This window comes from Psychroserpens sp. BH13MA-6 (assembly GCF_052983595.1).
On sequence record NZ_JBRJGE010000001.1, the window covers coordinates 187790 to 208771 of the forward strand.

Sequence of the window (20982 nt, forward strand, 5' to 3'; positions counted from 1 at the left end):
GACTAAATTTTTAAGTGAAGATAAATATTTTAGTTAAGTTTGAGTTTCATATCATTTCAGATATTATTGGCACATTTAATGTATTAAATGAATCATGATAAAACGACGTACATTTTTAAAAAACACTTCTTTATTAGGAGCTGGTTTAACTCTATTGCCCTCTCACCTTTTTCAGAGTGAGCAATCTCTTATCTCTTATGAAGACCTTATAGGAAAAGGACATCCAAAACTTTTTGGGGCATCCTATAAATTGCGAAAAGAAGCACATGAAGCTTTTCTAAAACTTTCATCGGCAGCAAGAAATAGTAACATACACATTCAGGTGGTTTCCAGTTACCGAAGTTACGCGCATCAGAATCGTATTTGGGAGCGCAAGTACAAGCAAAATATCAACAGTGGTCTAAATCCAACTGAAAGCATCAAAAAAATTATCGAATATTCCACAATACCTGGAACTTCAAGACATCATTGGGGTACAGATTTAGATATTATCGATGGTAATGTTCCACAACCGGCCAACGTATTACATCCGCGACATTTTAATGATAATGGTTGCTACTCAAAATTGAAAAAATGGATGGATAAACATGCCAATGATTATGGATTTCATTTAGTTTACACCAACCTAACTAATCGTCAAGGATTTAAGTATGAACCTTGGCACTATAGTTATAAACCCTTATCAAAAGCTTATTTAAAAGCCTTTCAGAAACGCGATTTAAAACATATCATAACTTCAGAAGACCTCTTGGGAGGCGATCATTTTTCTGACGAATTCATATCGAATTACTTAAACCAAAATATTTTGGATATAAATCCAGAACTTTTGTAAATTTATATACTAATTATTTCAATCATGAGAGGAAGAAACCTAAAGATTAGACTGCTTATTGGTGTAGCAATAGCACTCTTTTTCGTTGTAAAACGCTGTAGCCAAAGAGAAGAGAACCCATACACGGGTAGAATGCAGACGATATCCATGTCTCCTGATAAGGAAATACAAATTGGTTTGGCAAGTGCGCCACAAATGGCACAACAACATGGTGGACTTCATCCAAATAACCAATACCAAGCCATGGTTGATAATGTTGGCAATAAACTAGTTAATAGTAGTATTGCCAATGAAACCCCTTATAAATATGAATTTCATTTACTCGCAGATCCAAATACAATCAATGCATTTGCACTTCCAGGCGGACAAGTATTTATCACCTATGCGTTATTTGCTAAACTAGAAAATGAAGATCAACTAGCGGGTGTTCTCGGACATGAAATAGGCCATGTTCTAGGAAGACATAGTGCTGAACGTATAGCGGAAAGCGAATATTGGCAAGGATTAGCTACAGCAGGTTCTGTAGGTGGTGATATTGGCGGATTAGTAAGTGGTATTGGGCAGCAAACACTATTAACAAATGGAAGAGATGACGAATTAGAGAGTGATGACCTAGGTGTTAGGTTTATGATGAGAGCCGGTTATGATCCAAATGAAATGATTGGTGTTATGGAAATTCTAAAAGCTGCTACTGGACCTAACCGAGTGCCAGAATTCCAAAGTACGCATCCTGATCCTGATAATAGAATAGAGAAAATTCAAGAGTCTATTGAAAAATACAAAAATGCACTTTAAAAACTTAAAGTGCATTTTAACTAACTAACTCAAATAATTGCTTCATTCTACTGAAACATGTTTTTAAGACTCTAAACCTTTGATATATGCCAATGTATCTTTTGCATTAGAGAGTTCAGCATATTTTTCTGCTGTCATCCCTTTTGAAGATTTCAGATCTAACTTAGCGCCCTTTTCAACAAGTAGCTTAAGAATGTCTAACCTGTTGTATTTGGCGGCATACATCGCTGGAGTCAATCCATTAGATTTTTTGTTGATGTTCTGTCCTAAGTCGATAAGCTTTTTAACCGTTTCAATATCTCCTTTTACAATAGAGATACAAAAAGGATCTACCACTCTTTTGGTCAAAGTTTCGTGAGATTCCAGATTAACTGGAGTTACAATGTTGTTGGTAGCATTCAAGGTTGTAAAAGAGAACCCTAATGCCAATGCGATAATTACTGCTGATTTTTTCATGATGAAAGATTTTAATTAAATTGATTTATGTTTTTTGATTATACTAAAGAGACGATATATTTTCAATAGTGTTACACAAAAAAATGTTTAATAACATTTATTTAACTCTTTGTAAACAAATCTGTTAATGCTATCATAATTTAAAATCATGACTTCAACATAAGGAAAAGATCAAATAATTAATTGATAACTAACGAGATTTTCCAATGTGATTAATAGAATAACAACATGAAACATTTATCTTTGAAACTCTAATATTTCAACTATGGACAAAAAAGTAATTTTAATGATTTTGGATGGTTGGGGCTTGTCTCCAGACCCGAAAGTTTCTGCAATAGATAATGCCAAAACTTATTATATAGATTCACTTTATCACAATTACTCAAACGCAACTTTGAGAACAGACGGCTTGCACGTTGGTCTACCCGAAGGACAAATGGGAAATAGTGAAGTTGGACATATGAATTTAGGAGCAGGACGAATTGTATACCAAGATCTTGTAAAAATTAATCTAGCCGTTAAAAACAACACCTTGAAAGATGAAAAAACTTTGGTTGATGCCTTTGATTATGCAAAAAGCAATAATAAACCGATACATTTTCTAGGTTTGGTTAGTGATGGTGGTGTTCATTCCCATATTGACCATTTGTTCGGCCTAATTGACGCGGCAAATGCGTATGGTGTTCAAAACTCTTTCGTACATGCCTTTACCGATGGAAGAGATGTAGATCCAAAATCTGGTTTTGGATTTATCACATCCTTGGAAAACCATATTAAAAATTCCCGTACAGAGTTAGCGTCTATCACTGGACGCTATTATGCAATGGATAGAGATAAACGTTGGGAGCGTATTAAACTCGCCTATGATGCCATGGTTCATGGAAAGGGGCATTTTGCGACATCAGCGACGGAAGCCATTGAGGAAAGTTATAATGAAAACATTACGGATGAGTTCATAAAACCAATTGTGATGGTTGATCAAAACGACCAACCCATTACTAAAATTAAGGATGGCGACGTGGTAGTCTTCTTCAATTTTAGAACAGATCGTGGACGTGAATTAACGGAAGCATTATCTCAAAAAGATTTCCATGAGCAGAATATGCACAAATTAGACCTGCACTACGTAACGCTTACAAACTACGATGAATCGTACTCAGGAATAAATGTGGTTTTTAATAAGGATAACTTGACTGACACATTAGGAGCAGTTCTAGAAAAACATCATAAAAAACAAATAAGAATTGCCGAGACGGAAAAATATCCGCATGTCACCTTTTTCTTTTCTGGAGGCCAAGAAACACCTTTTGAAGGTGAGACTAGAATTTTAAGAAACTCACCAAAAGTAGCTACCTATGATTTGAAACCTGAAATGAGCGCTTTTGAACTGAAAGATGCCTTAATACCTGAACTCAAAAAAGAAGAGGTTGATTTCGTATGTTTGAACTTTGCGAATGGTGATATGGTAGGACACACTGGTGATATGGCGGCAGCGATAAAAGCCTGTGAAGCCGTAGACACTTGTGTGAAAGAAGTTATAGAAGCAGCATTAGATCATAACTATACGACCATTTTAATAGCAGATCATGGCAATTGTGAAACCATGATTAATCCAGATGGCACACCAAATACAGCTCATACTACCAACCCTGTTCCGGTAATCCTTATTGACAATGAAAAGCCAGTCATTAAAGATGGTATTTTAGGTGATATTGCACCAACTATTTTGAAGCTCATGGGTATTGAACAACCTGAGGCGATGACACAACATTCATTAGTATGATAATTTCTGTAAATTTGTGTTTCATAAAAATTAGCTCATGAATTTTCAAGATAAACTAGTTGTAGCTGTAGATTTTGATGGCACCATCGTAGAAGATGCATACCCGAAAATTGGGAAACCTCGAATCTTCGCCTTCGAGACGATGAAGCGACTCCAAAAAGATGGACACCGACTCATTCTATGGACCTATCGAAGTGGTTCCAAATTAGATGAAGCCGTAGCATTTTGTAAAGATCACGGTATCACATTTTACGCAGTGAATCAAAGTTTTCCTGAAGAAAAATATGACGACTCTGTTAGCAGAAAAATTTATGCAGACATTTACATTGACGATAGAAATATCGGTGGTGTACTTGGATGGGGAGAGGTGTATCAATTAATTACTAATGAGATTCCAGATATTAAAACCAAGAAAAAAGGCTTCTTCTCTTTTCTCAAACGTTAAACGATACCAGCAATTAAATTAAAGTAGGTTCTATCAATAGACGCTCTGTGGTCTGGATGAGCAATTTCAACCAAGGCTTTGACCCGCTCTTTTATAGTCTTTCCATATAAATTAGCAACGCCGTATTCCGTAACAACATAATGTACATGAGACCGGGTTGTTACTACTCCTGCTCCGGGCTTTAAAGACGGAACGATTCTACTTATTCCTTTCTTAGTCGTCGAAGGTAGAGCTATTATCGCTTTACCACCTTCACTCAATGAAGCACCTCTTATAAAATCCATTTGACCACCAACACCTGAATACATATGAGGTCCAATTGAGTCCGCGCAAACCTGTCCTGTAACATCCACCTCTATCGCTGAATTGATCGCAACCATTTTGGGATTCTGTTTAATGATGGATACATCATTCGTATAGTTGGAAGCTCTCATCTCAATGAAGGGATTATCATCAACGTAATCATATAACCGTTTAGAGCCCATTAAAAAAGTGGTTAAGGCTCTTCCTCTATCAATTCCTTTGTAGTTGCCATTGATCACATCTTTTAAAATCAAATCGATTACACCATCGGAGAACATTTCTGTATGTAATCCTAAATCTTTATGATTTGTTAATCTTGCCAATACCGCATTCGGAATATTTCCAATACCCATTTGCAATGTACTGCGATCTTCAATTAAGTTAGCCACAAATCCGCCAATTTTGTCCTCAATATCTGTTGGCGTGGTGACCGGATGCGTTGGTAATGGCTCATTAAACTCCACAAAATAGTCAATTTCCGAAACGTGAATAATCCCTGCGCCATGAGTTCTTGGCATTTCGTTGTTTATTTGCGCAATCACATAAGTAGCATTATCTATAGCGGCTAATGTTGCTTCAACCGAAACCCCTAAAGAGCAATAGCCGTGTTTGTCTGGTATGGACACTTGTATGAGTGCCACATCTAAATCAATGATTCGTCTTTTAAACAAAAGCGGCAATTCACTTAAAAAAACTGGCGTATACGAGCCATTTCCCGCTTTTAAAGTATGTCTCACATTCTTACCAATAAAGAAAGAATTGACATGAAAACTTTCAGTGAGTTCAGGGTTGGCATAAGGCGCTGGGCCTTCTGTATGCAAATGACAAATTTCTACATTTCTCAATTCCTCGTGCCTTGCGGTCATCGCTTTAATTAGGGCTTGCGGAGCAGCCGCAGCCGCTTGAATATAAACTCTATTATTTGAGGTAATAACTTTCACCGCTTCCTCTGCAGATACCGACTTATACATAACTATTGACTTTAGTTGCTATTACAAAATTAGGACAGAAGTTAAACATAAAAACTGCCAATTATCATATTTCTGTAAAAAAGAAAAACATTTTTAATTTTAAGTATCTTTGCACATATTTTTCAAACGATGATTATAGTAAAAACAAAAGAAGAGATTGAATTAATGCGTCAGAGTGCGTTGGTAGTATCTAAAACTTTAGGAATGCTTGCTAAGGAAGTCAAAGCAGGCGTAACCACCATGCAACTGGATAAATTAGCTGAGGATTTCATTCGAGAACAAGGTGCCTTACCTGGGTTTTTAGGCTTATATGATTGTCCTTCAACACTTTTATGTAGTGTCAATGAAGCAGTAGTACATGGCTTACCAACCAATACACCGTTAAAGGAAGGTGATATCGTCTCTATAGATTGTGGAGCCCTTATGAATGGATTTTATGGTGATCATGCGTATACATTTGAAATCGGTGAAGTAACACCTGAGACTAAAAAGCTGGTAGAAGTGACTAAAGAGTCGTTGTATGTTGGTATCCGCGAATTTAAAAAAGGAAATCGCGTTGGAGACGTTGGTTACGCTATACAAAACCACTGTGAATCGCATGGATATGGTGTTGTAAGAGAACTCGTGGGTCATGGTTTAGGTCGTAAAATGCATGAAGATCCTGAAATGCCAAATTATGGTCGTAGAGGTCGCGGTAAAAAATTTATTGAAGGAATGGTGGTTGCCATTGAGCCTATGATTAATGGAGGAACGCATCGTGTAAAGCAATTGAAAGACGGTTGGACCATAGTCACTCAAGACGGAAAGCCAAGCGTACATTTTGAACATGACGTAGCGCTTGTAGATGGCAAACCAGAAATCCTTTCAACATTTGCTTACGTACATGAAGCATTAGGTATTTCATCCAATGAAGAAGATGAATTTAGAAAAGAAGCCTTTGTACTTTAATTTCAAATTATGTCTATAAAACAGCTTGAAGTCGCTTTATTACCTTTAAGGGAGCAACTCAACAATCATAAAATTTACGGCACATTATCTACTTTGGAAGATATTAAAATCTTTATGGAGCAGCACGTATTTGCCGTTTGGGACTTTATGTCATTGCTTAAAGCCCTTCAGAATCAATTAACCACTACTAAGGTCCCATGGACACCAGTAGAACATGCATCTACAGCACGATTTATCAATGAGATTGTGCTAGGTGAAGAAAGCGATATCAATGAATTAGGTGAACCTAAAAGCCATTTTGAAATGTACCTCGATGCCATGCATCAAATTGGTGCCCATACAGAAACTATTAGCTCGTTTATTGCTGAAATCACAAAAGGCGTTTCGATTGAACAGGCCGCTAACCATTTAGACTTACCTTTAGAAACGAAAAGATTCATACAGTTTACATTTGATATCATCGCTACAAATGAAACTCACAAAATCGCTGCTGCATTTACTTTTGGTAGAGAGGACGTGATTCCAGACATGTTTTTACAGATTATTAATCAATCTGAAACCAAAGATCAATCTTATAATAAACTCACTTACTATTTGAATAGACATATTGAGTTAGATGGTGATGAACACGGTCCTTTATCATTAAAGATGATTGAAGAATTATGTGGTCGTGATTCCAAAAAATGGGATGATGTCTTACAAGTAGCCAAGGCGGCACTTTCGTATCGTATCGAACTATGGAATGGTATTTCAAACCTTATTTCAAGTGATATGTCCATAGAAGTTGAAAACCATTGAAATCGCTATTTAAACTCATATTAAACACCATCCCAAGACCTTTATTAATTAGGTTAAGTTATGTCGCTCGTCCCATTTTGGCGTTGTTATTAAAGGGCAATACTTACATAGACCCAATTGATGGTAGGTGTTTTAGATCCTTTCTGCCTTACGGCTACGGCAATCAACGTCATAATGTACTATCGCCATCAACATTGTCTTTAGAAAGGCATCGCCTATTATGGCTCTACTTAAAAAGTGATACCGATTTTTTTTCTGCGGAAAAGAAAGTACTGCATTTTGCACCAGAGCAATGCTTTTTAAAACGATTCAGGAACCTTAAGAACTTGAATTACACTACTACGGACTTGCTATCACCGATTGCCGACGTCAAAGCGGATATTTGTAACCTTCCGTTTGAAGATAATAGCTATGATGTTATTTTATGTAATCATGTATTAGAGCATATTCCTGATGACACCAAAGCAATGCAAGAATTGTATCGCGTTATGAAACCTGGTGGCTACGGTATCTTTCAAATACCTCAGGACTTGTCAAGGGACGTGACCTTTGAAGATGATACTATCACAGACAAAGCGGAACGTGCCAAAATCTTCGGACAATATGACCATGTTCGTGTGTATGGTCGTGATTATTTTGACAAACTGCGCAGCGTTGGTTTTAAAGTCGAAGAAGTCGATTATACGGCTCAACTTTCCGCAGAAGACATTGAAAAATATTGTTTAGCTAAAGGCGAAATTATTCCTGTTGCATACAAGCCTAATCTTTAGGAAAGTTATTAATACTTAATGTTTCCAACGCCTTGTCATCATTCTCATAAATAAAGAACACTTTAATATCAGGATGCGTTTCCAAAAAGGATGAGACCTTTTCAATTCCCATCGCTTGAAAAGCTGTGGCATAAGCATCTGCGGTCATACAATCTTCGGCAATGACAGAGACACTTAAAACATTTGTTTTTGTTGGGTAACCTGTTTCTGTATTAATAATATGAGCATAACGATTACCTTGATCATCAACCTTGAATTTTCTATAAGTACCAGAGGTTGCCATGGCTTCATCCTTCAAACTGATAGCTTTGTAAACGGATTGCTCACCATCAAATCGCGGCTCATCCAAACCGACTTTCCATGGACTACCCTTTTCTAGATTTTGACCTTTCACACGAATCTCTCCACCAATTTCAACCAAATAATTTTGAATGCCTTGACTTTCCAAAAATGTACCAATGACGTCCACTCCATAACCCTTAGCTATGGCATTAAAATCTAAAAAAGCACCTTGCATTTTCAACACCTTATCATCCACACGATTCACTTTATCAAATCCAACATATTGCATCATACTGTCAATTTTCATGCTATCCAATTCTACAATTTTTCCTTTAGGACCAAAATCCCAAGCGTTGACTACAATTCCTATCGTGGGATCGAAAGCACCATTTGTCGCTTTATGGATACGTTTTGAAGCGTCCAAGACAATTTTGAAATGTTCATCAATTGCTATTGGTTCATTCCTATTTATTTTAGAAATATCAGAATTAGGTATATAGGTAGACAAAGATTGGTTCACCGTTTCAAACAGACTATCAATTTGCTCTGTGTAGTCCATTTCTCCATCATAAATGATGGTATACGATGTGCCAAACACTGGACCTGATAATTTGGTATTTTCTAGATCACTTTCACAAGAAAAGACCATCACGAGCAAGACAAAAAACGTAAGATATTTCATTTAGTTTAAATTGGTTTCTATAACTTGAATACCATTGTACTCAATCAGGTATTCCTCATTGAGATAAATGGGTAGATGCTCACCTTCAGGATTTCCGAGACCAACACCAGCATATAGCACTTTAGCATCTTTTTCTGAAGCATGCTTCTTAAAAGTTTCCATCCAAATGACGTCATAATTATTTGGATTTTCTGGGAGAATAACAGCTCTTACGATAACAAAGAAGTACTGGCTGTTTTTATCAATACAGACAAATTGTGGATGTCTTTTAAGCTGACTATTTATCGCTACAAACTCAAAGCCTCTTTGTTCAAGATCTTTTCCTACATGGTTCATTGCAAGGTTGTGCAATTCTTGTTTTGATAATGCTTTGCCCATGGCACAAAGATACAAACTTGCTATTTAAACCTTACAAACTTAGCATCATAAAACGTGTAATTTGATACAGGAACTACAGCACCCTTTTCCAATTGGTACCATGGCGATATCTGAGCATCCTCAAGATTTTTCACTAGGTGAACACTTTGTGCAGGTGTGTTACCCTGAAACAACAAGAATAGTTTCTCTCCCTCAGCATTGACTACCTCATCGCCTATCATCACGATATGACCAGGAGAGCCACCTTTGATAAGCATGTCACCAATTTTTAAATCTCTGGCGTTTTCAATAGCTGGCAACTCATTAAAAAGTGACAATGTTCCTGAATACATATAAATCAAATTGAGATACTTATAAAAATTTTCCTTGCTGTGATTGGCTGCTGCCGATTTTATAAAGGTCACTTTATTACCATTAATTTGTGGTCTGTAGCCTTCAGCATATTTTATCCAAGAAAAGTAATGACCAGAAGTGAAATTAAATCCTATCTCGTCCTTACGATTGTTGTCCCATAGGTATTCACTTCTAATTCTTATGAGTGCATCTGCACATTGTTGCAAACCGTTTTTCGGAACAGGCACCTCTAAGACACCAATATGTCCTCGTTGCCAAAAATAAGGGGAATCATCATAATTTATAATTTGTGTTCCGTAAGGTTTTAATTTATAATTCCGAAGGTATTCCTCAAAACTTCCTTTAGCATAAACAGCACGTTGGTAACCTAAAGGTGCATTTACTCTAGATTTAATGGTAGTACTATCTTTGTTGATTAACTGAATCGGTTCAGCTTTCGCCGCAACCAACTCTACCACTTGTTTAACAGGTTTGAATTGATAGGCAACCACAAACAAAGCACACAAAATTAAAATACTAAGTAGAAGTTTTTTCATATCAATTGTAACGTTCATTACTTCTATTTTGTTATGTTAGCTATAAATAAATTGTAAATTTATCGTATGAATTTTAATCATTACTATCGCTTGAACAGCAGCAAATTTTGCGGATGTTTCGGTCTATTTTTGTTGCTGTTGAATTGTAACAATAAGCCCAATTTACCAGACCCATTAGAAGCCGGGTGGCAGGGGAAGCCAGTTGCTGAAGTGCTTGAAGAAAATGATGAGATACGAGTATTGCGATGTACCTTTCCTCCAGGTATAGGTCACGAAAAACATTATCACGATCCGCATGTCGGCTATACTGTTACAGGTAGTACTTTTAGAATAACAGACTCCACGGGAACGCGAGAAGTTGACGTTCCAAGTGGGTATACTTTTAGCAAAGAAGCACTGTCCATACACGAAGTTCTCAATATTGGTGATAAGACCGCTGTGTTTATCATTATAGAATATAAGTAGCCACATCTTCTTAAACTTTTTGTAGCGATTTACAATTCCGAAGATTTTTGTATCTTTTAATGTCGAAAAAAACCATCAGATATATCCACATGAAAACATCCTATCGTTTAGAACAAGCCATTCAAAAGCTCTATCATGCGTTTCATAATGATGAGTTACACCCAGAGTGCTGTAAGAGTTGTGCTGTTGGGAATATTTTGGATCGTACCGATGCCTGGAAACACCTGTCAGACGAACACGGTACTTTGAACCTGAATTATATTGGAAAAGTACATCAAAGTTTAGGACGACGTTTTAATGGTTATTCACCATACGAGTTACTTCAAATAGAAGCAACGTTCTTAAAAGCTTGTCGTTACCAATTACCCTTTCATAGATCTCATAAACGACCCAATAATCCAAAAGACAAAGACTTACTTTTTGAAGGACTTGCAGCCGTGATTACACTGTTATGCGAACTAGATCAGGTTCCAAATGTTATGGATTACACCAAATTATTCGAATTTGAAAACGATCGTCCTAAATACGAACTCAGCTATTGAGATTTTAATTTAGTCCAAAAAAAAAGCCAACTCATTAACGAGTTGGCTTTTATATTTAAGTTAACTATTGAACTAGCCTCCAAAATCATCAAATCGGATGTGTTCATCAGGAATACCGAAATCCTCACCCATTTTCTGAACAGCTTGGTTCATTAGTGGTGGTCCACAGAAATATAATTCAATATCCTCTGGAGCATCGTGATGATTCAGGTAGTTATCAATCACACAATTGTGAATAAATCCGACGAAACCATCACCTGATTCGTCATTAATATCTTTTTTAACTTTCCAGTTATCTTCTTCCAGTGGCTCAGATAAAGCCATAAAGAATCTAAAATTAGGGAAGTCTTTTTCTAAAGCTCTAAAATGATCTATGTAAAATAACTCACGCTTAGAACGTCCTCCATACCAATAGGTAACTTTTCTTCCTGTTTTTAGGGTTTTGAAAAGGTGGTATAAATGTGATCGCATTGGCGCCATTCCAGCACCACCACCAACATATAACATTTCACTTTCAGATTCATTGATAAAGAATTCACCGTAAGGGCCTGAAATCACTACTTTATCTCCAGGTTTTTGAGCGAAGATATACGATGACGCAATCCCAGGGTTGACATCCATCCATGCATTCTTATTACGATCCCATGGTGGTGTTGCAATACGAACATTCAACATGATCTCACGTCCTTCAGCTGGATAAGAAGCCATGGAATAGGCTCTTTCTACCGTTTCGTCATTTTTCATAACGAGAGGCCAAAGACCAAATTTATCCCATTCTGCTTGAAATTTATCAGGTGTTTCATGCTCTTCTGGGTGTGCAGTAATATCAATATCTGAATACTTTATTTCGCATGGTGGTATCTCAATTTGAATGTAGCCACCAGCCTTGTAATTCATATCTTCAGGAATTTCAACAACAAATTCCTTGATAAAAGAGGCTACATTATAATTTCTTACAACGGTTGCTTCCCATTTTTTGATACCGAAAACCTCTTCAGGAATCGTAATTTCCATGTCTTGCTTCACTTTTACTTGACATGATAAACGCGCTCCATTTTGTAATTCTTTTCTACTAAAGTGAGGTGTTTCTGTAGGCAAGGCTTCACCACCACCAGATAGGACGTGGCATTCACATTGAATACAAGTTCCACCACCACCACAAGCAGATGGTAAGAATATTTTTTCACCACCTAATGTAGACAATAAAGTCCCTCCAGAGGCGACTTCTATTTCTTTTTCACCATTAATTTTAATGGTCACTGGACCAGATGGTGATAATTTTTGTTTTACAAATAATAACAACAATACCAATATGAGCGTTACCACTAAAAACGCTACTACTGTTGCTAAAACCGTTCCTCCTGTTCCTGCTGCTAAAATAATCATACTACTCTTCTATTTTAGTGTTGTTATTAAGATTCCCTTCAGCCACCAACGTTTTATCCGTTGACTCTTTCTTATCTACTTCAGACTCCATCTGAGCCGTTTTCGTTTCCTTTTCTTCGTCATCACCACCAGTTAACATACCACCAAAACTCATAAATCCGATAGCCATTAAACCCGTTATGATAAATGTGATACCTAAGCCTCTTAATGCAGGTGGTACACTTGAATATCTTATCTTTTCGCGAATAGCTGCAATGGCTAATATGGCTAAAAACCAACCGATTCCTGATCCAACACCATAGGTAGTTGCTAAACCTAAGGTCGCAATTTCACGAGATTGCATAAATAAAGACCCACCTAAGATGGCACAGTTCACAGCGATTAACGGTAAGAAAATCCCCAACGAATTATACAAGGACGGTGAAAATTTCTCTACGACTATTTCTACCAGTTGTACCATAGTGGCAATCGTGGCGATAAACATGATGAATGATAAAAAGCTTAAATCGTAATCGGCATATTCAGCACCCAACCAAGATAATGCTCCAGGTTGCAAAATGTACTGATCCAACAACCAGTTGAGTGGTACTGTGATGGCCAAAACGAAGATAACGGCTGCACCTAATCCCACAGCTGTTGATACTTTCTTAGAAACTGCAAGGTACGAACACATTCCTAGGAAGGTGGCGAATACCATGTTATCTATAAATATTGATTTGAAAAATAATTCTATATGTTCCATATTCTGAGCGTTTAAATCCTATGCTAGGATTAACTTTTAATCTTCTACTAAATCTTTATTTCTTGAACGTTGTACCCAAATAATGATACCTACGACAATCAAAGCCATCGGTGATAATAGCATAAAACCATTATTTTCATAGCCAATACTATACAATCCTGTTTTTTCAATTGGATCCCCTAATACAGGAATTCCTAATAAGGTTCCGGAGCCGAAAAGCTCTCTAAAAAACCCAACAATGATTAGAATAACGGCATATCCTAAAGCATTTCCGATACCATCTAAAAATGAACGCCAAGGTCCATTTCCTAGTGCGAAAGCTTCAAAACGTCCCATGATGATACAGTTCGTGATAATAAGTCCGACGAAAACCGACAGGGTCTTACTAAGTTCATAGGCAAAAGCTTTTAACACCAAATCGACTATAATTACTAAGGTCGCTACAACGATTAATTGTACGATAATTCTAATTTTTGACGGAATGATATTACGCATTAAAGAGATAACAACGTTTCCAACACCCAATACAAATAATACTGAAATTGACATCACGATAGATGCTTCTAGCTCTGCTGTAATTGCTAAGGCAGAACAGATACCCAAAACCTGAATTGTAATTGGGTTATTATCTGCTAAAGGGTCTTTTATTAGAGCTGCGTCTTTTTTTGAAAGTAGTCCCATATTAGTTAGATTGTTTTTTTAGATTATCAAAATAGGGCTTGTAGAGTTTTAAATCACTTTTTATCATGGCTGTAACTCCATCGCCAGTAATTGTAGCACCTGCTATAGCGTCTACTTCATTGTCTGTTTTATCTTCATTCTTCGGATCTGCATTTCCTTTGGCAACTGTAATACCTTTAAAAGCACCGTTTTCAGTAAGTAAATGTTCGCCGTAGAAGTCATCCATAAAATAGCGTTGTTTGATATTTGCACCCAACCCAGGTGTTTCACCTTTATGGTCGAAGTAAGCACCTTGAACGACCATATCCTTATCAATAGCTATGTAACCCCAAATGGCATCCCAAAGTCCTTTACCGTAAATAGGCGCAACATAAACGGTTTTACCATCCTTTTCGCCAACAAATAATGGTAGCTTGCGAGCATTACCATTTTTGGCATTACTTTTTTGTTTTTTGATATCAATCAAGTAAGGTTCTTGACCATTGTTGGCATCCATATATTCTTGTCTGGTCATTTCATTAATGATTTGACCGTCTTTAGATTCCAATACTAATTGCTCTTTAATGTTTTGGGTAAACAATTCAGGTGCCTCTTCCGTAGACACAAAAACGGCACTAGTTTCTTCATTGTTATTGATACCCATCGCATAGAGAATATTCTGTTGTTTCTCTAAACGCTGATTTTCAGAAATTGTAGGTTTTAATGATGACGCTAAATACGCTAACAACGCACCTACAACAAACACCATAACTATGGCGAATATAATGGTATACGAATTTTTATCTGTTCTTTTTTCCATCGCTTAAGCAGTTTTTACTTTTAGACGTTTCATACGACGTTTGACATTACCTTGAACCACATAGTGATCAATGGTTGGTGCAAAAACGTTCATTAACAAAATAGCTAAGAACACACCTTCTGGATAGGCTGGATTAAATACTCGAATCATGATAGATATAAAACCGATCAAAAATCCGTAAATCCATTTTCCTTTATTAGTTTGCGAGGCAGTTACAGGGTCTGTAGCCATGTATACCGCACCAAATAAAATACTACCAATGATTAAATGTTGCCAGAACGGGACGTTCATTAATCCGTAGAATTTACTTGACTCACCAATCCATTCAGCTGAAACAACACCATTGAATATTAATCCCATTGTCAATGCTCCAATAAGCGTTGAAAGGATGATTCTCCAGCTTCCTATTTTTGTAAATATTAAGAACAAAGCACCGATGATAATCAAGAACTTTGATGTTTCACCAACCGATCCAGGAATTAATCCCCAGAACATATCCCAAACACTGTAATCCACAGCGTTATTTTGGGCAAGACTTCCTAAGATGGTCTCACCAGAAATCGCATCCAAATTGTCTGCTCCTGCAGCAATCATTTGATCGCGTTCTACCGCACCATGTACCCAAACTTTATCACCAGACATCCATGTTGGATAGGCGAAGAATAGAAAGGCTCTAATGGTTAGTGCTGGATTTAAAATATTCATTCCTGTTCCACCAAACACTTCCTTTCCTATAACCACACCGAAAACGACTGCAACGGCAAGCATCCATAACGGAATATCAACTGGTACAATTAGCGGCACAAGCATTCCCGTTACCAAATAGCCTTCTTCAACTTCGTGTCCTTTGATTACTGCGAATAAAAATTCAACGGCCAATCCAACACCATAAGACACCACAACAAGCGGTAACACTTGAGTTAAACCAACAATTAAATTATCTATTGTCCAGAATGTTGCACCTAAAAAGCCATTGGAAGCCTCAATCTCTCCTAGTGCTAAATAATGCTGATAACCAGCATTATACATGCCAAAAATTAAACAAGGTATAAGCGCCATGATTACCGTATTCATCGTACGTTTTAAATCATCAGCTGCTTTTATATGAGTGCCATTATGCGTGGTCTCATTTGGTAAATATAAAAAGGTGTGCAGTGCGTTAAACGCGGGAGCCATTTTGGTTCCTTTATATTTTTCCTTTAAGTTATGTAAGTTACTTTTTAAACCCATTATCCTATTTCTTTAAGCATTAAGTCTAAACCTTTTCTGATTATATCTTGATGTGGTTGTTTAGACACACATATGAATTCTGTCAATGCGAAATCCTCAGGAGCTACTTCGTACATTCCTAAAGCTTCCATTTCATCTAAATCTTCATATTTACAAGCCTTAAGGATTTGCATTGGATAAATATCTAATGGAAACACTTCCTCGTACGAACCTGTAACAACAAAGGCACGATGCTCGCCATTTGTATTCGTATTTAAATCGTATTTTTTCTTCGGACTCAACCAAGAGAAAGTCAACGCTCTTGACGTTGAAATTTTATCAAAAACAGGTTTGTTCCATCCGAAAAATTCATAATCGTCACCCTCAGGAATTACTGTGATTAGATTATCGTAATATCCTAAACTTCCGTCAGGTTTCACTTGTTTACCAGACAAGACGTTTCCAGAAATAATGCGATCATTTCCATCTTTATCTACGCCATTATCATAAACCATCGTTGCTACTTCACTTCCAATCTTGGTTTTGAAATATCTTGGTTTCTTGACCGATGAACCCGCTAATGCGACGATACGTTCAGCATTGAATTTACCTGTAAGTAATAATTCTCCAACGATCACAAGATCTTGTGCGTTTACAGTCCAAACGGTTTCTCCTTTATTGACAGGATCAATTTTATTGATTTGCGTCCCTACATTTCCAGATGGATGTGGTCCTGAAACACTGTGAATAACAGCATCATTCATTCCTGATAAAGGTGAGCTATTAGATCCAATTCCAATATGAACACTACCCTCTGTTAATTTGGACAATGCAGTAATAGCGGTTTGCAATTCTGCCTCTTTACCTTGAAGAACAAAATCTAAATCGGCCGCCAAAGGAGCGGTAGCGTAACCAGAAATAAAAATAGCTTTTGGCGATTTATTTGGATTAGCTATCACATCATAAGGTCTTTGCTTTATAAATGGCCAACATCCAGATGCCAATAAGTGTGATTTTATTTTTTCAGCATCTGAAGTCAAATCAAATTTTCCAAAGTCTTTAAAGGATGACTCCTTATCCGCTTGGATCTTGATGGCATCGATACGCCTTTTAGGACCTCTTTGCACTTCTACAACCGTTCCAGAAACAGGAGAAACAAACTTAACGTCCTCGTGTGATTTATCATAAAAGATCACATCACCTACTTTTAAAGTGGCACCTTCTTTTGCAATAAGTTTTGGAACAACGCTGTGAAAATCCTCAGGTCTGATCGTGCAGAAATTACTTATAATGGCTTGTTCTACTGTTTTTTCAGCTTCACCAACAAGTTTAATATCCAGACCTTTTTTAATTTTAATGTCTTTTGACATACGCTTTATATTGAAATTAGTTGTCTAAAAATCCGTGCAAATTTACGAATTTACTGTGTAATAAAATAGTCTGACATTTTAAGTTTATTATTTTTATTCATTCTAAATAATATGACTACACAAAGGCACAGATTTTGTTTATCTTTACCTATCAAACTGAATTTAATGATTAAAAAGGCCTGTTTTTTACTTTTAACGCTGCTTTTTGTAGCACAAGGATTTTCTCAAACATCGGAAATTCATCCTCCTGATTATATTAAAACCATAACTTTTAGAAGCCGTACGTCTTCCCAAGGTCAACTTCCTATCATTCGTTTAGGTGAGGCCTTTCATTTAGAATTTGATGTCCTCACTACTAATGAACCCGACTTCTACTACACTATTGAACATTACAATTTTGATTGGACCAGATCCAACCTTGTGAAAATGGAATACATGGATGGCTTTGATAATTACCGTATTATTAATTACAGAAATTCCTTTAATGCCTATCAATTATACTCCCATTACGATTTACAAATCCCAAATCAACAAACGCGTGCTCTTACCAAATCGGGCAATTACATCATCTCTATATATGATGAAAATCAAGAAGTCGTTTTTACTAGAAAATTCATGATATACAAAGAACGCTTAGGTGTTGGTGTTGCTATCAAACGGATGCGCGATGTTAAATTTATAGAAAGCAAACAAAGTGTTGACATTACTATCAATTCGGGCGGCATGAATCTTAACAATCCTAAACGTACGGTCAATACCCTTATCATACAAAACAACAACCTCAATACAGCCATTACTGGTGTCAAGCCGCAATATACAATAGGCAATGAACTCATTTATAAATATACCAACGAAACCGCTTTTTGGGCCAGTAATGAATATCGGTTTTTTGAAACTAAAAATGTGAGAGGCGCCAATGTAGGTGTTCAATTTATAGATTTACAGGATATTTATCACAGTTATTTATTTGCTGATGCACCACGCGCAAATCAGCCATACACCTACAATCCAGACATAAACGGTAACTTCCTCGTGACCGCCATTGACACGGACGACACTGATATTGAAGCAGATTATACTTATGTTCATTTTTCGCTTAATTATCCCAAACTCACTGATGGTAGCGACATCTATGTCTACGGAAACTTTAATAATTACGCTTTAACCAGTAATAATAAGCTCACCTTTAATAGCGAAAGCGGTCGTTATGAAGTTGCTATAAAGTTAAAGCAAGGTTTTTACAATTATAAATATGTGGTTGTAGATAAAAATGGTAAGCTCAATGAAGGTTTAATAAGTGGTAATTTTTGGCAAACGGAAAACAATTATAAAGTGTTAGTTTACTACAGGGATTTGGGTGCGAGATTTGATGAACTCATCGGATTTGGCGAAGCGACCTCTGTCAACATCTCGAATTAAGTCGATTCTATTCAATCGGTTCCGGCACAGTATCGTAGGATAGGCTCACCTTTTGGAATGCTTCTGTTTTTTCATCAAAATACACACAATTGTCAATAGGCTTGGCATACACATGTAAACTCATTGATTTACCTTGATGAATGTTTTTCAATTTATGGTATCCTAATCTGTCATTCATAAAAGTCAGTTGCTTTGGCACCACGCGATGCGCATTTAAACGTTCTAGTGTTTTTTGAGGATTCATCTCATAAAAAACTTCTTCCATTTGTCCCTCCAACAAATAAACCCAGCAATCCTCACCATCATGCCCATGCACAGCCGTTTCCTGACCTTTTTCCCAGCAGAGCAAAATAAGTTCAAATCTAGAATCCCGGTAAAGACAATTACGCGTATACTTTTCATCAGACCAATTAAGGAAAGGACCAAAGTCTATAGCTTCAAAATTGAAATTATTCAATATGGAACTGTAATCATCTTTGCTCGAATCCGACAACAAGTCTATTAAGTTTTGAAGGTATGCTGAAGATTTCAATGGTAGCTCGGGATATTATTAAGTGTTTTCTTTATCATTCTGAAAAAATAGGAATAAATTTACACAAAGCCAAAATTTTGAACAGTACTGATTTATGCAAAACGACTTAACCTTATTTAATGAACTTGTCACAACATTAATTTCCGAAGAGCAACAGCATCCAGTAGCAAAACCAATTGACACCAATTCACTTTATGAAACTTTAGATCTTGAACTTCATGCTGAAGGTTCTATAGACCGTGATTTTGAAGCTGCCTTGAGAGCCATTATTAAGTACACTCCAAAAACGGCTTCACGTAAATTTTTCAATCAACTGTTTGGTGGAAGAATGAGTAGAGCGACGCTGGGAGATTTGTTGGCAGTCATGCTTAACAATAGCATGTACACTTATAAAGTTGCTGGTCCGCAGGTAGGAATTGAAAAAACCATTCTTCATAAAATATGTGAGATCATAGGATATCCTGAAACATCTGATGGCACCTTTGCGCCAGGTGGATCTATGAGTAATTTTATGGCTGCTTTAATGGCGCGCGACAAACATGATCCTAACGTTCGTATGTCGGGAGTCACTTCTAAAATGACGCTCTATACTTCAGAAGTATCGCATTATTCAATAGCTAAAAATGCCGCATTTATTGGTGTAGGCAGACAGCAGGTGAGAACGATAAAAACAAATGATCGAGGTGAGATGCTCGCTGAGGATTTGGAACGTCAAATAACCATGGATAAAGCCAAAGGATTTCAACCTTTTTTTGTCAATGCCACGGCCGGAACAACCGTCTTGGGTGCTTTTGACAATATTAAGGCCATAAGTAAAGTTTGTAAATCTCATCAGCTTTGGTTACACCTCGACGGTGCCTACTGTGGTGCAGTTATTTTTAGTGACTCTTACAAGCATTTGGTAGCAGGCATTGAGCTCACCGATTCATTTAGCGTCAATGCGCATAAAATGCTTGGTACACCATTAAGCTGCTCAATAATCGTGGTAAAAGACAAAAAATACTTATACGAGTCTTTTTCTAATGAAGCCGAATACCTTTACCAAACAAACGATGACGATTTTAACCTCGGAAAAACATCTATTCAATGTGGCCGACGTAATGATGCCTTAAAATTATGGACGTTATGGAAATCGATAGGGAGTAATGGTCTTAGAGCTTTAGTCAACAAACAATTTGAATTAGCAGAAATTGCGAGAAACTACATCCGATCACATAAAGATTACACATTATACAGTTTTGACAACTCCATTTCTGTATGTTTTAACTATAAAAACATTCCTGCTAATTTATTATGTACAGCACTTTATGATCATGCTGAATTAATGGTTGGTTTCGGACAATTCAGAGATCAAGAATTTGTAAGAATGGTGACCATCAATAGTGTTTTGGAGGAAACAGACATTATAAACTTTTTTAAAACCATCGAAGATTTTGAGCATTCAACCGATTTATAATTCACTTAGTCGGTAGCGCATTTAAAAGTTGTTAAAAATTTGCTTAAT

At 36.7% G+C, this 20982-nt stretch carries 23 protein-coding genes; 11 read left to right on the plus strand and 12 right to left on the minus strand.

Features of this window, described 5'->3' with window-relative positions; genetic code table 11:
* Positions 1-94 precede the first annotated feature (94 nt).
* A complete protein-coding gene (locus ACU8DI_RS00850; protein WP_447110841.1) occupies positions 95-832 on the plus strand; it encodes a M15 family metallopeptidase in 738 nt (245 codons plus the stop codon).
* A 24-nt stretch (positions 833-856) separates the two neighbouring features.
* Complete coding sequence (locus ACU8DI_RS00855; RefSeq protein ID WP_447110842.1) at positions 857-1627, plus strand: M48 family metalloprotease; 771 nt, start codon at positions 857-859, stop codon at positions 1625-1627.
* 63 nt (positions 1628-1690) lie between these two features.
* Here the strand turns inward: ACU8DI_RS00855 and ACU8DI_RS00860 are convergent, their stop codons facing one another.
* Positions 1691-2083 (minus strand): ankyrin repeat domain-containing protein, encoded by a 393-nt coding sequence (locus tag ACU8DI_RS00860; RefSeq protein WP_447110843.1) that lies wholly within the window; start codon positions 2081-2083, stop codon positions 1691-1693.
* Between the two features lie 265 nt (positions 2084-2348).
* On the opposite strand from ACU8DI_RS00860, the gene gpmI reads away from it, so the two are divergent.
* Both gpmI and ACU8DI_RS00870 read left to right on the plus strand, forming a co-directional pair.
* Complete coding sequence (gpmI, locus tag ACU8DI_RS00865; protein WP_447110844.1) at positions 2349-3866, plus strand: 2,3-bisphosphoglycerate-independent phosphoglycerate mutase; 1518 nt, start codon at positions 2349-2351, stop codon at positions 3864-3866.
* Positions 3867-3903: 37 nt separating this feature from the next.
* Positions 3904-4311 (plus strand): BT0820 family HAD-type phosphatase, encoded by a 408-nt coding sequence (locus ACU8DI_RS00870; RefSeq protein WP_447110845.1) that lies wholly within the window; start codon positions 3904-3906, stop codon positions 4309-4311.
* Here the strand turns inward: ACU8DI_RS00870 and ACU8DI_RS00875 are convergent.
* Positions 4308-5585, minus strand: coding sequence for an acetyl-CoA hydrolase/transferase family protein (locus ACU8DI_RS00875; protein WP_447110846.1), 1278 nt, complete (start codon positions 5583-5585; stop codon positions 4308-4310). The two genes, ACU8DI_RS00870 and ACU8DI_RS00875, sit on opposite strands and share 4 nt — an antisense overlap.
* A 129-nt stretch (positions 5586-5714) precedes the next feature.
* Between ACU8DI_RS00875 and map the strand changes: the two genes are divergently transcribed.
* The 3 genes from map to ACU8DI_RS00890 are packed head-to-tail and all read left to right on the plus strand — an operon-like array spanning position 5715 to position 8101.
* Complete coding sequence (gene map / locus ACU8DI_RS00880) at positions 5715-6533, plus strand: type I methionyl aminopeptidase (protein ID WP_447110847.1); 819 nt, start codon at positions 5715-5717, stop codon at positions 6531-6533.
* Between the two features lie 9 nt (positions 6534-6542).
* Positions 6543-7331, plus strand: a complete 789-nt coding sequence (locus ACU8DI_RS00885) for a DUF3050 domain-containing protein (protein ID WP_447110848.1) — start codon at positions 6543-6545, stop codon at positions 7329-7331.
* A complete protein-coding gene (locus ACU8DI_RS00890) occupies positions 7328-8101 on the plus strand; it encodes a class I SAM-dependent methyltransferase (protein WP_447110849.1) in 774 nt (257 codons plus the stop codon). The genes ACU8DI_RS00885 and ACU8DI_RS00890 overlap by 4 nt, the downstream gene beginning before the upstream one ends.
* On the opposite strand, the gene ACU8DI_RS00895 is transcribed toward ACU8DI_RS00890, so the two are convergent.
* The 3 genes from ACU8DI_RS00895 to ACU8DI_RS00905 are packed head-to-tail and all read right to left on the minus strand — an operon-like array spanning position 8091 to position 10351.
* The gene (locus tag ACU8DI_RS00895; RefSeq protein ID WP_447110850.1) at positions 8091-9065 is read right to left on the minus strand and encodes an FAD:protein FMN transferase; all 975 of its coding nucleotides are present in this window, start codon (positions 9063-9065) and stop codon (positions 8091-8093) included. The two genes, ACU8DI_RS00890 and ACU8DI_RS00895, sit on opposite strands and share 11 nt — an antisense overlap.
* A complete protein-coding gene (locus tag ACU8DI_RS00900) occupies positions 9066-9443 on the minus strand; it encodes a Na(+)-translocating NADH-quinone reductase subunit F (RefSeq protein ID WP_447110851.1) in 378 nt (125 codons plus the stop codon).
* A 20-nt stretch (positions 9444-9463) separates the two neighbouring features.
* Positions 9464-10351 carry a DUF4846 domain-containing protein gene (locus ACU8DI_RS00905; protein ID WP_447110852.1) on the minus strand — a complete coding sequence of 296 codons (888 nt, stop codon included), beginning with the start codon at positions 10349-10351 and terminating at the stop codon, positions 9464-9466.
* Between the two features lie 120 nt (positions 10352-10471).
* On the opposite strand from ACU8DI_RS00905, the gene ACU8DI_RS00910 reads away from it, so the two are divergent.
* Both ACU8DI_RS00910 and ACU8DI_RS00915 read left to right on the plus strand, forming a co-directional pair.
* Positions 10472-10798: a cupin domain-containing protein gene (locus ACU8DI_RS00910; protein ID WP_447110853.1), complete on the plus strand. Its 327-nt coding sequence runs from the start codon at positions 10472-10474 to the stop codon at positions 10796-10798.
* Positions 10799-10887: 89 nt separating this feature from the next.
* Positions 10888-11340, plus strand: coding sequence for a Na(+)-translocating NADH-quinone reductase subunit F (locus ACU8DI_RS00915; protein ID WP_447110854.1), 453 nt, complete (start codon positions 10888-10890; stop codon positions 11338-11340).
* A gap of 72 nt (positions 11341-11412) precedes the next feature.
* Here the strand turns inward: ACU8DI_RS00915 and nqrF are convergent, their stop codons facing one another.
* Genes nqrF through ACU8DI_RS00945 form a run of 6 tightly spaced genes read right to left on the minus strand, consistent with a single transcriptional unit; the run spans position 11413 to position 17527 of the window.
* Positions 11413-12723 carry an NADH:ubiquinone reductase (Na(+)-transporting) subunit F gene (gene nqrF, locus ACU8DI_RS00920; RefSeq protein ID WP_447111555.1) on the minus strand — a complete coding sequence of 437 codons (1311 nt, stop codon included), beginning with the start codon at positions 12721-12723 and terminating at the stop codon, positions 11413-11415.
* Between the two features lie 4 nt (positions 12724-12727).
* Positions 12728-13468: an NADH:ubiquinone reductase (Na(+)-transporting) subunit E gene (gene nqrE / locus ACU8DI_RS00925; RefSeq protein ID WP_447110855.1), complete on the minus strand. Its 741-nt coding sequence runs from the start codon at positions 13466-13468 to the stop codon at positions 12728-12730.
* A gap of 36 nt (positions 13469-13504) precedes the next feature.
* Positions 13505-14149, minus strand: coding sequence for an NADH:ubiquinone reductase (Na(+)-transporting) subunit D (locus tag ACU8DI_RS00930; RefSeq protein WP_447110856.1), 645 nt, complete (start codon positions 14147-14149; stop codon positions 13505-13507).
* Position 14150: 1 nt separating this feature from the next.
* Positions 14151-14948, minus strand: a complete 798-nt coding sequence (locus tag ACU8DI_RS00935) for a Na(+)-translocating NADH-quinone reductase subunit C (RefSeq protein WP_447110857.1) — start codon at positions 14946-14948, stop codon at positions 14151-14153.
* 3 nt (positions 14949-14951) lie between these two features.
* Positions 14952-16178, minus strand: coding sequence for an NADH:ubiquinone reductase (Na(+)-transporting) subunit B (locus tag ACU8DI_RS00940; RefSeq protein ID WP_447110858.1), 1227 nt, complete (start codon positions 16176-16178; stop codon positions 14952-14954).
* On the minus strand, positions 16178-17527 hold the full coding sequence (locus ACU8DI_RS00945) for a Na(+)-translocating NADH-quinone reductase subunit A (RefSeq protein WP_447110859.1): 1350 nt from the start codon (positions 17525-17527) through the stop codon (positions 16178-16180). Before ACU8DI_RS00945 ends, ACU8DI_RS00940 begins: the two co-directional genes overlap by 1 nt.
* A gap of 165 nt (positions 17528-17692) precedes the next feature.
* Here ACU8DI_RS00945 and ACU8DI_RS00950 point away from each other — a divergent pair, with 165 nt between their 5' ends.
* Positions 17693-18946, plus strand: a complete 1254-nt coding sequence (locus ACU8DI_RS00950; RefSeq protein WP_447110860.1) for a type IX secretion system plug protein — start codon at positions 17693-17695, stop codon at positions 18944-18946.
* Positions 18947-18953: 7 nt separating this feature from the next.
* On the opposite strand, the gene ACU8DI_RS00955 is transcribed toward ACU8DI_RS00950, so the two are convergent.
* Positions 18954-19478 carry a cysteine dioxygenase gene (locus ACU8DI_RS00955; protein ID WP_447110861.1) on the minus strand — a complete coding sequence of 175 codons (525 nt, stop codon included), beginning with the start codon at positions 19476-19478 and terminating at the stop codon, positions 18954-18956.
* A gap of 94 nt (positions 19479-19572) precedes the next feature.
* Between ACU8DI_RS00955 and ACU8DI_RS00960 the strand changes: the two genes are divergently transcribed.
* A complete protein-coding gene (locus ACU8DI_RS00960; protein ID WP_447110862.1) occupies positions 19573-20934 on the plus strand; it encodes a pyridoxal phosphate-dependent decarboxylase family protein in 1362 nt (453 codons plus the stop codon).
* Positions 20935-20982 lie beyond the last annotated feature (48 nt).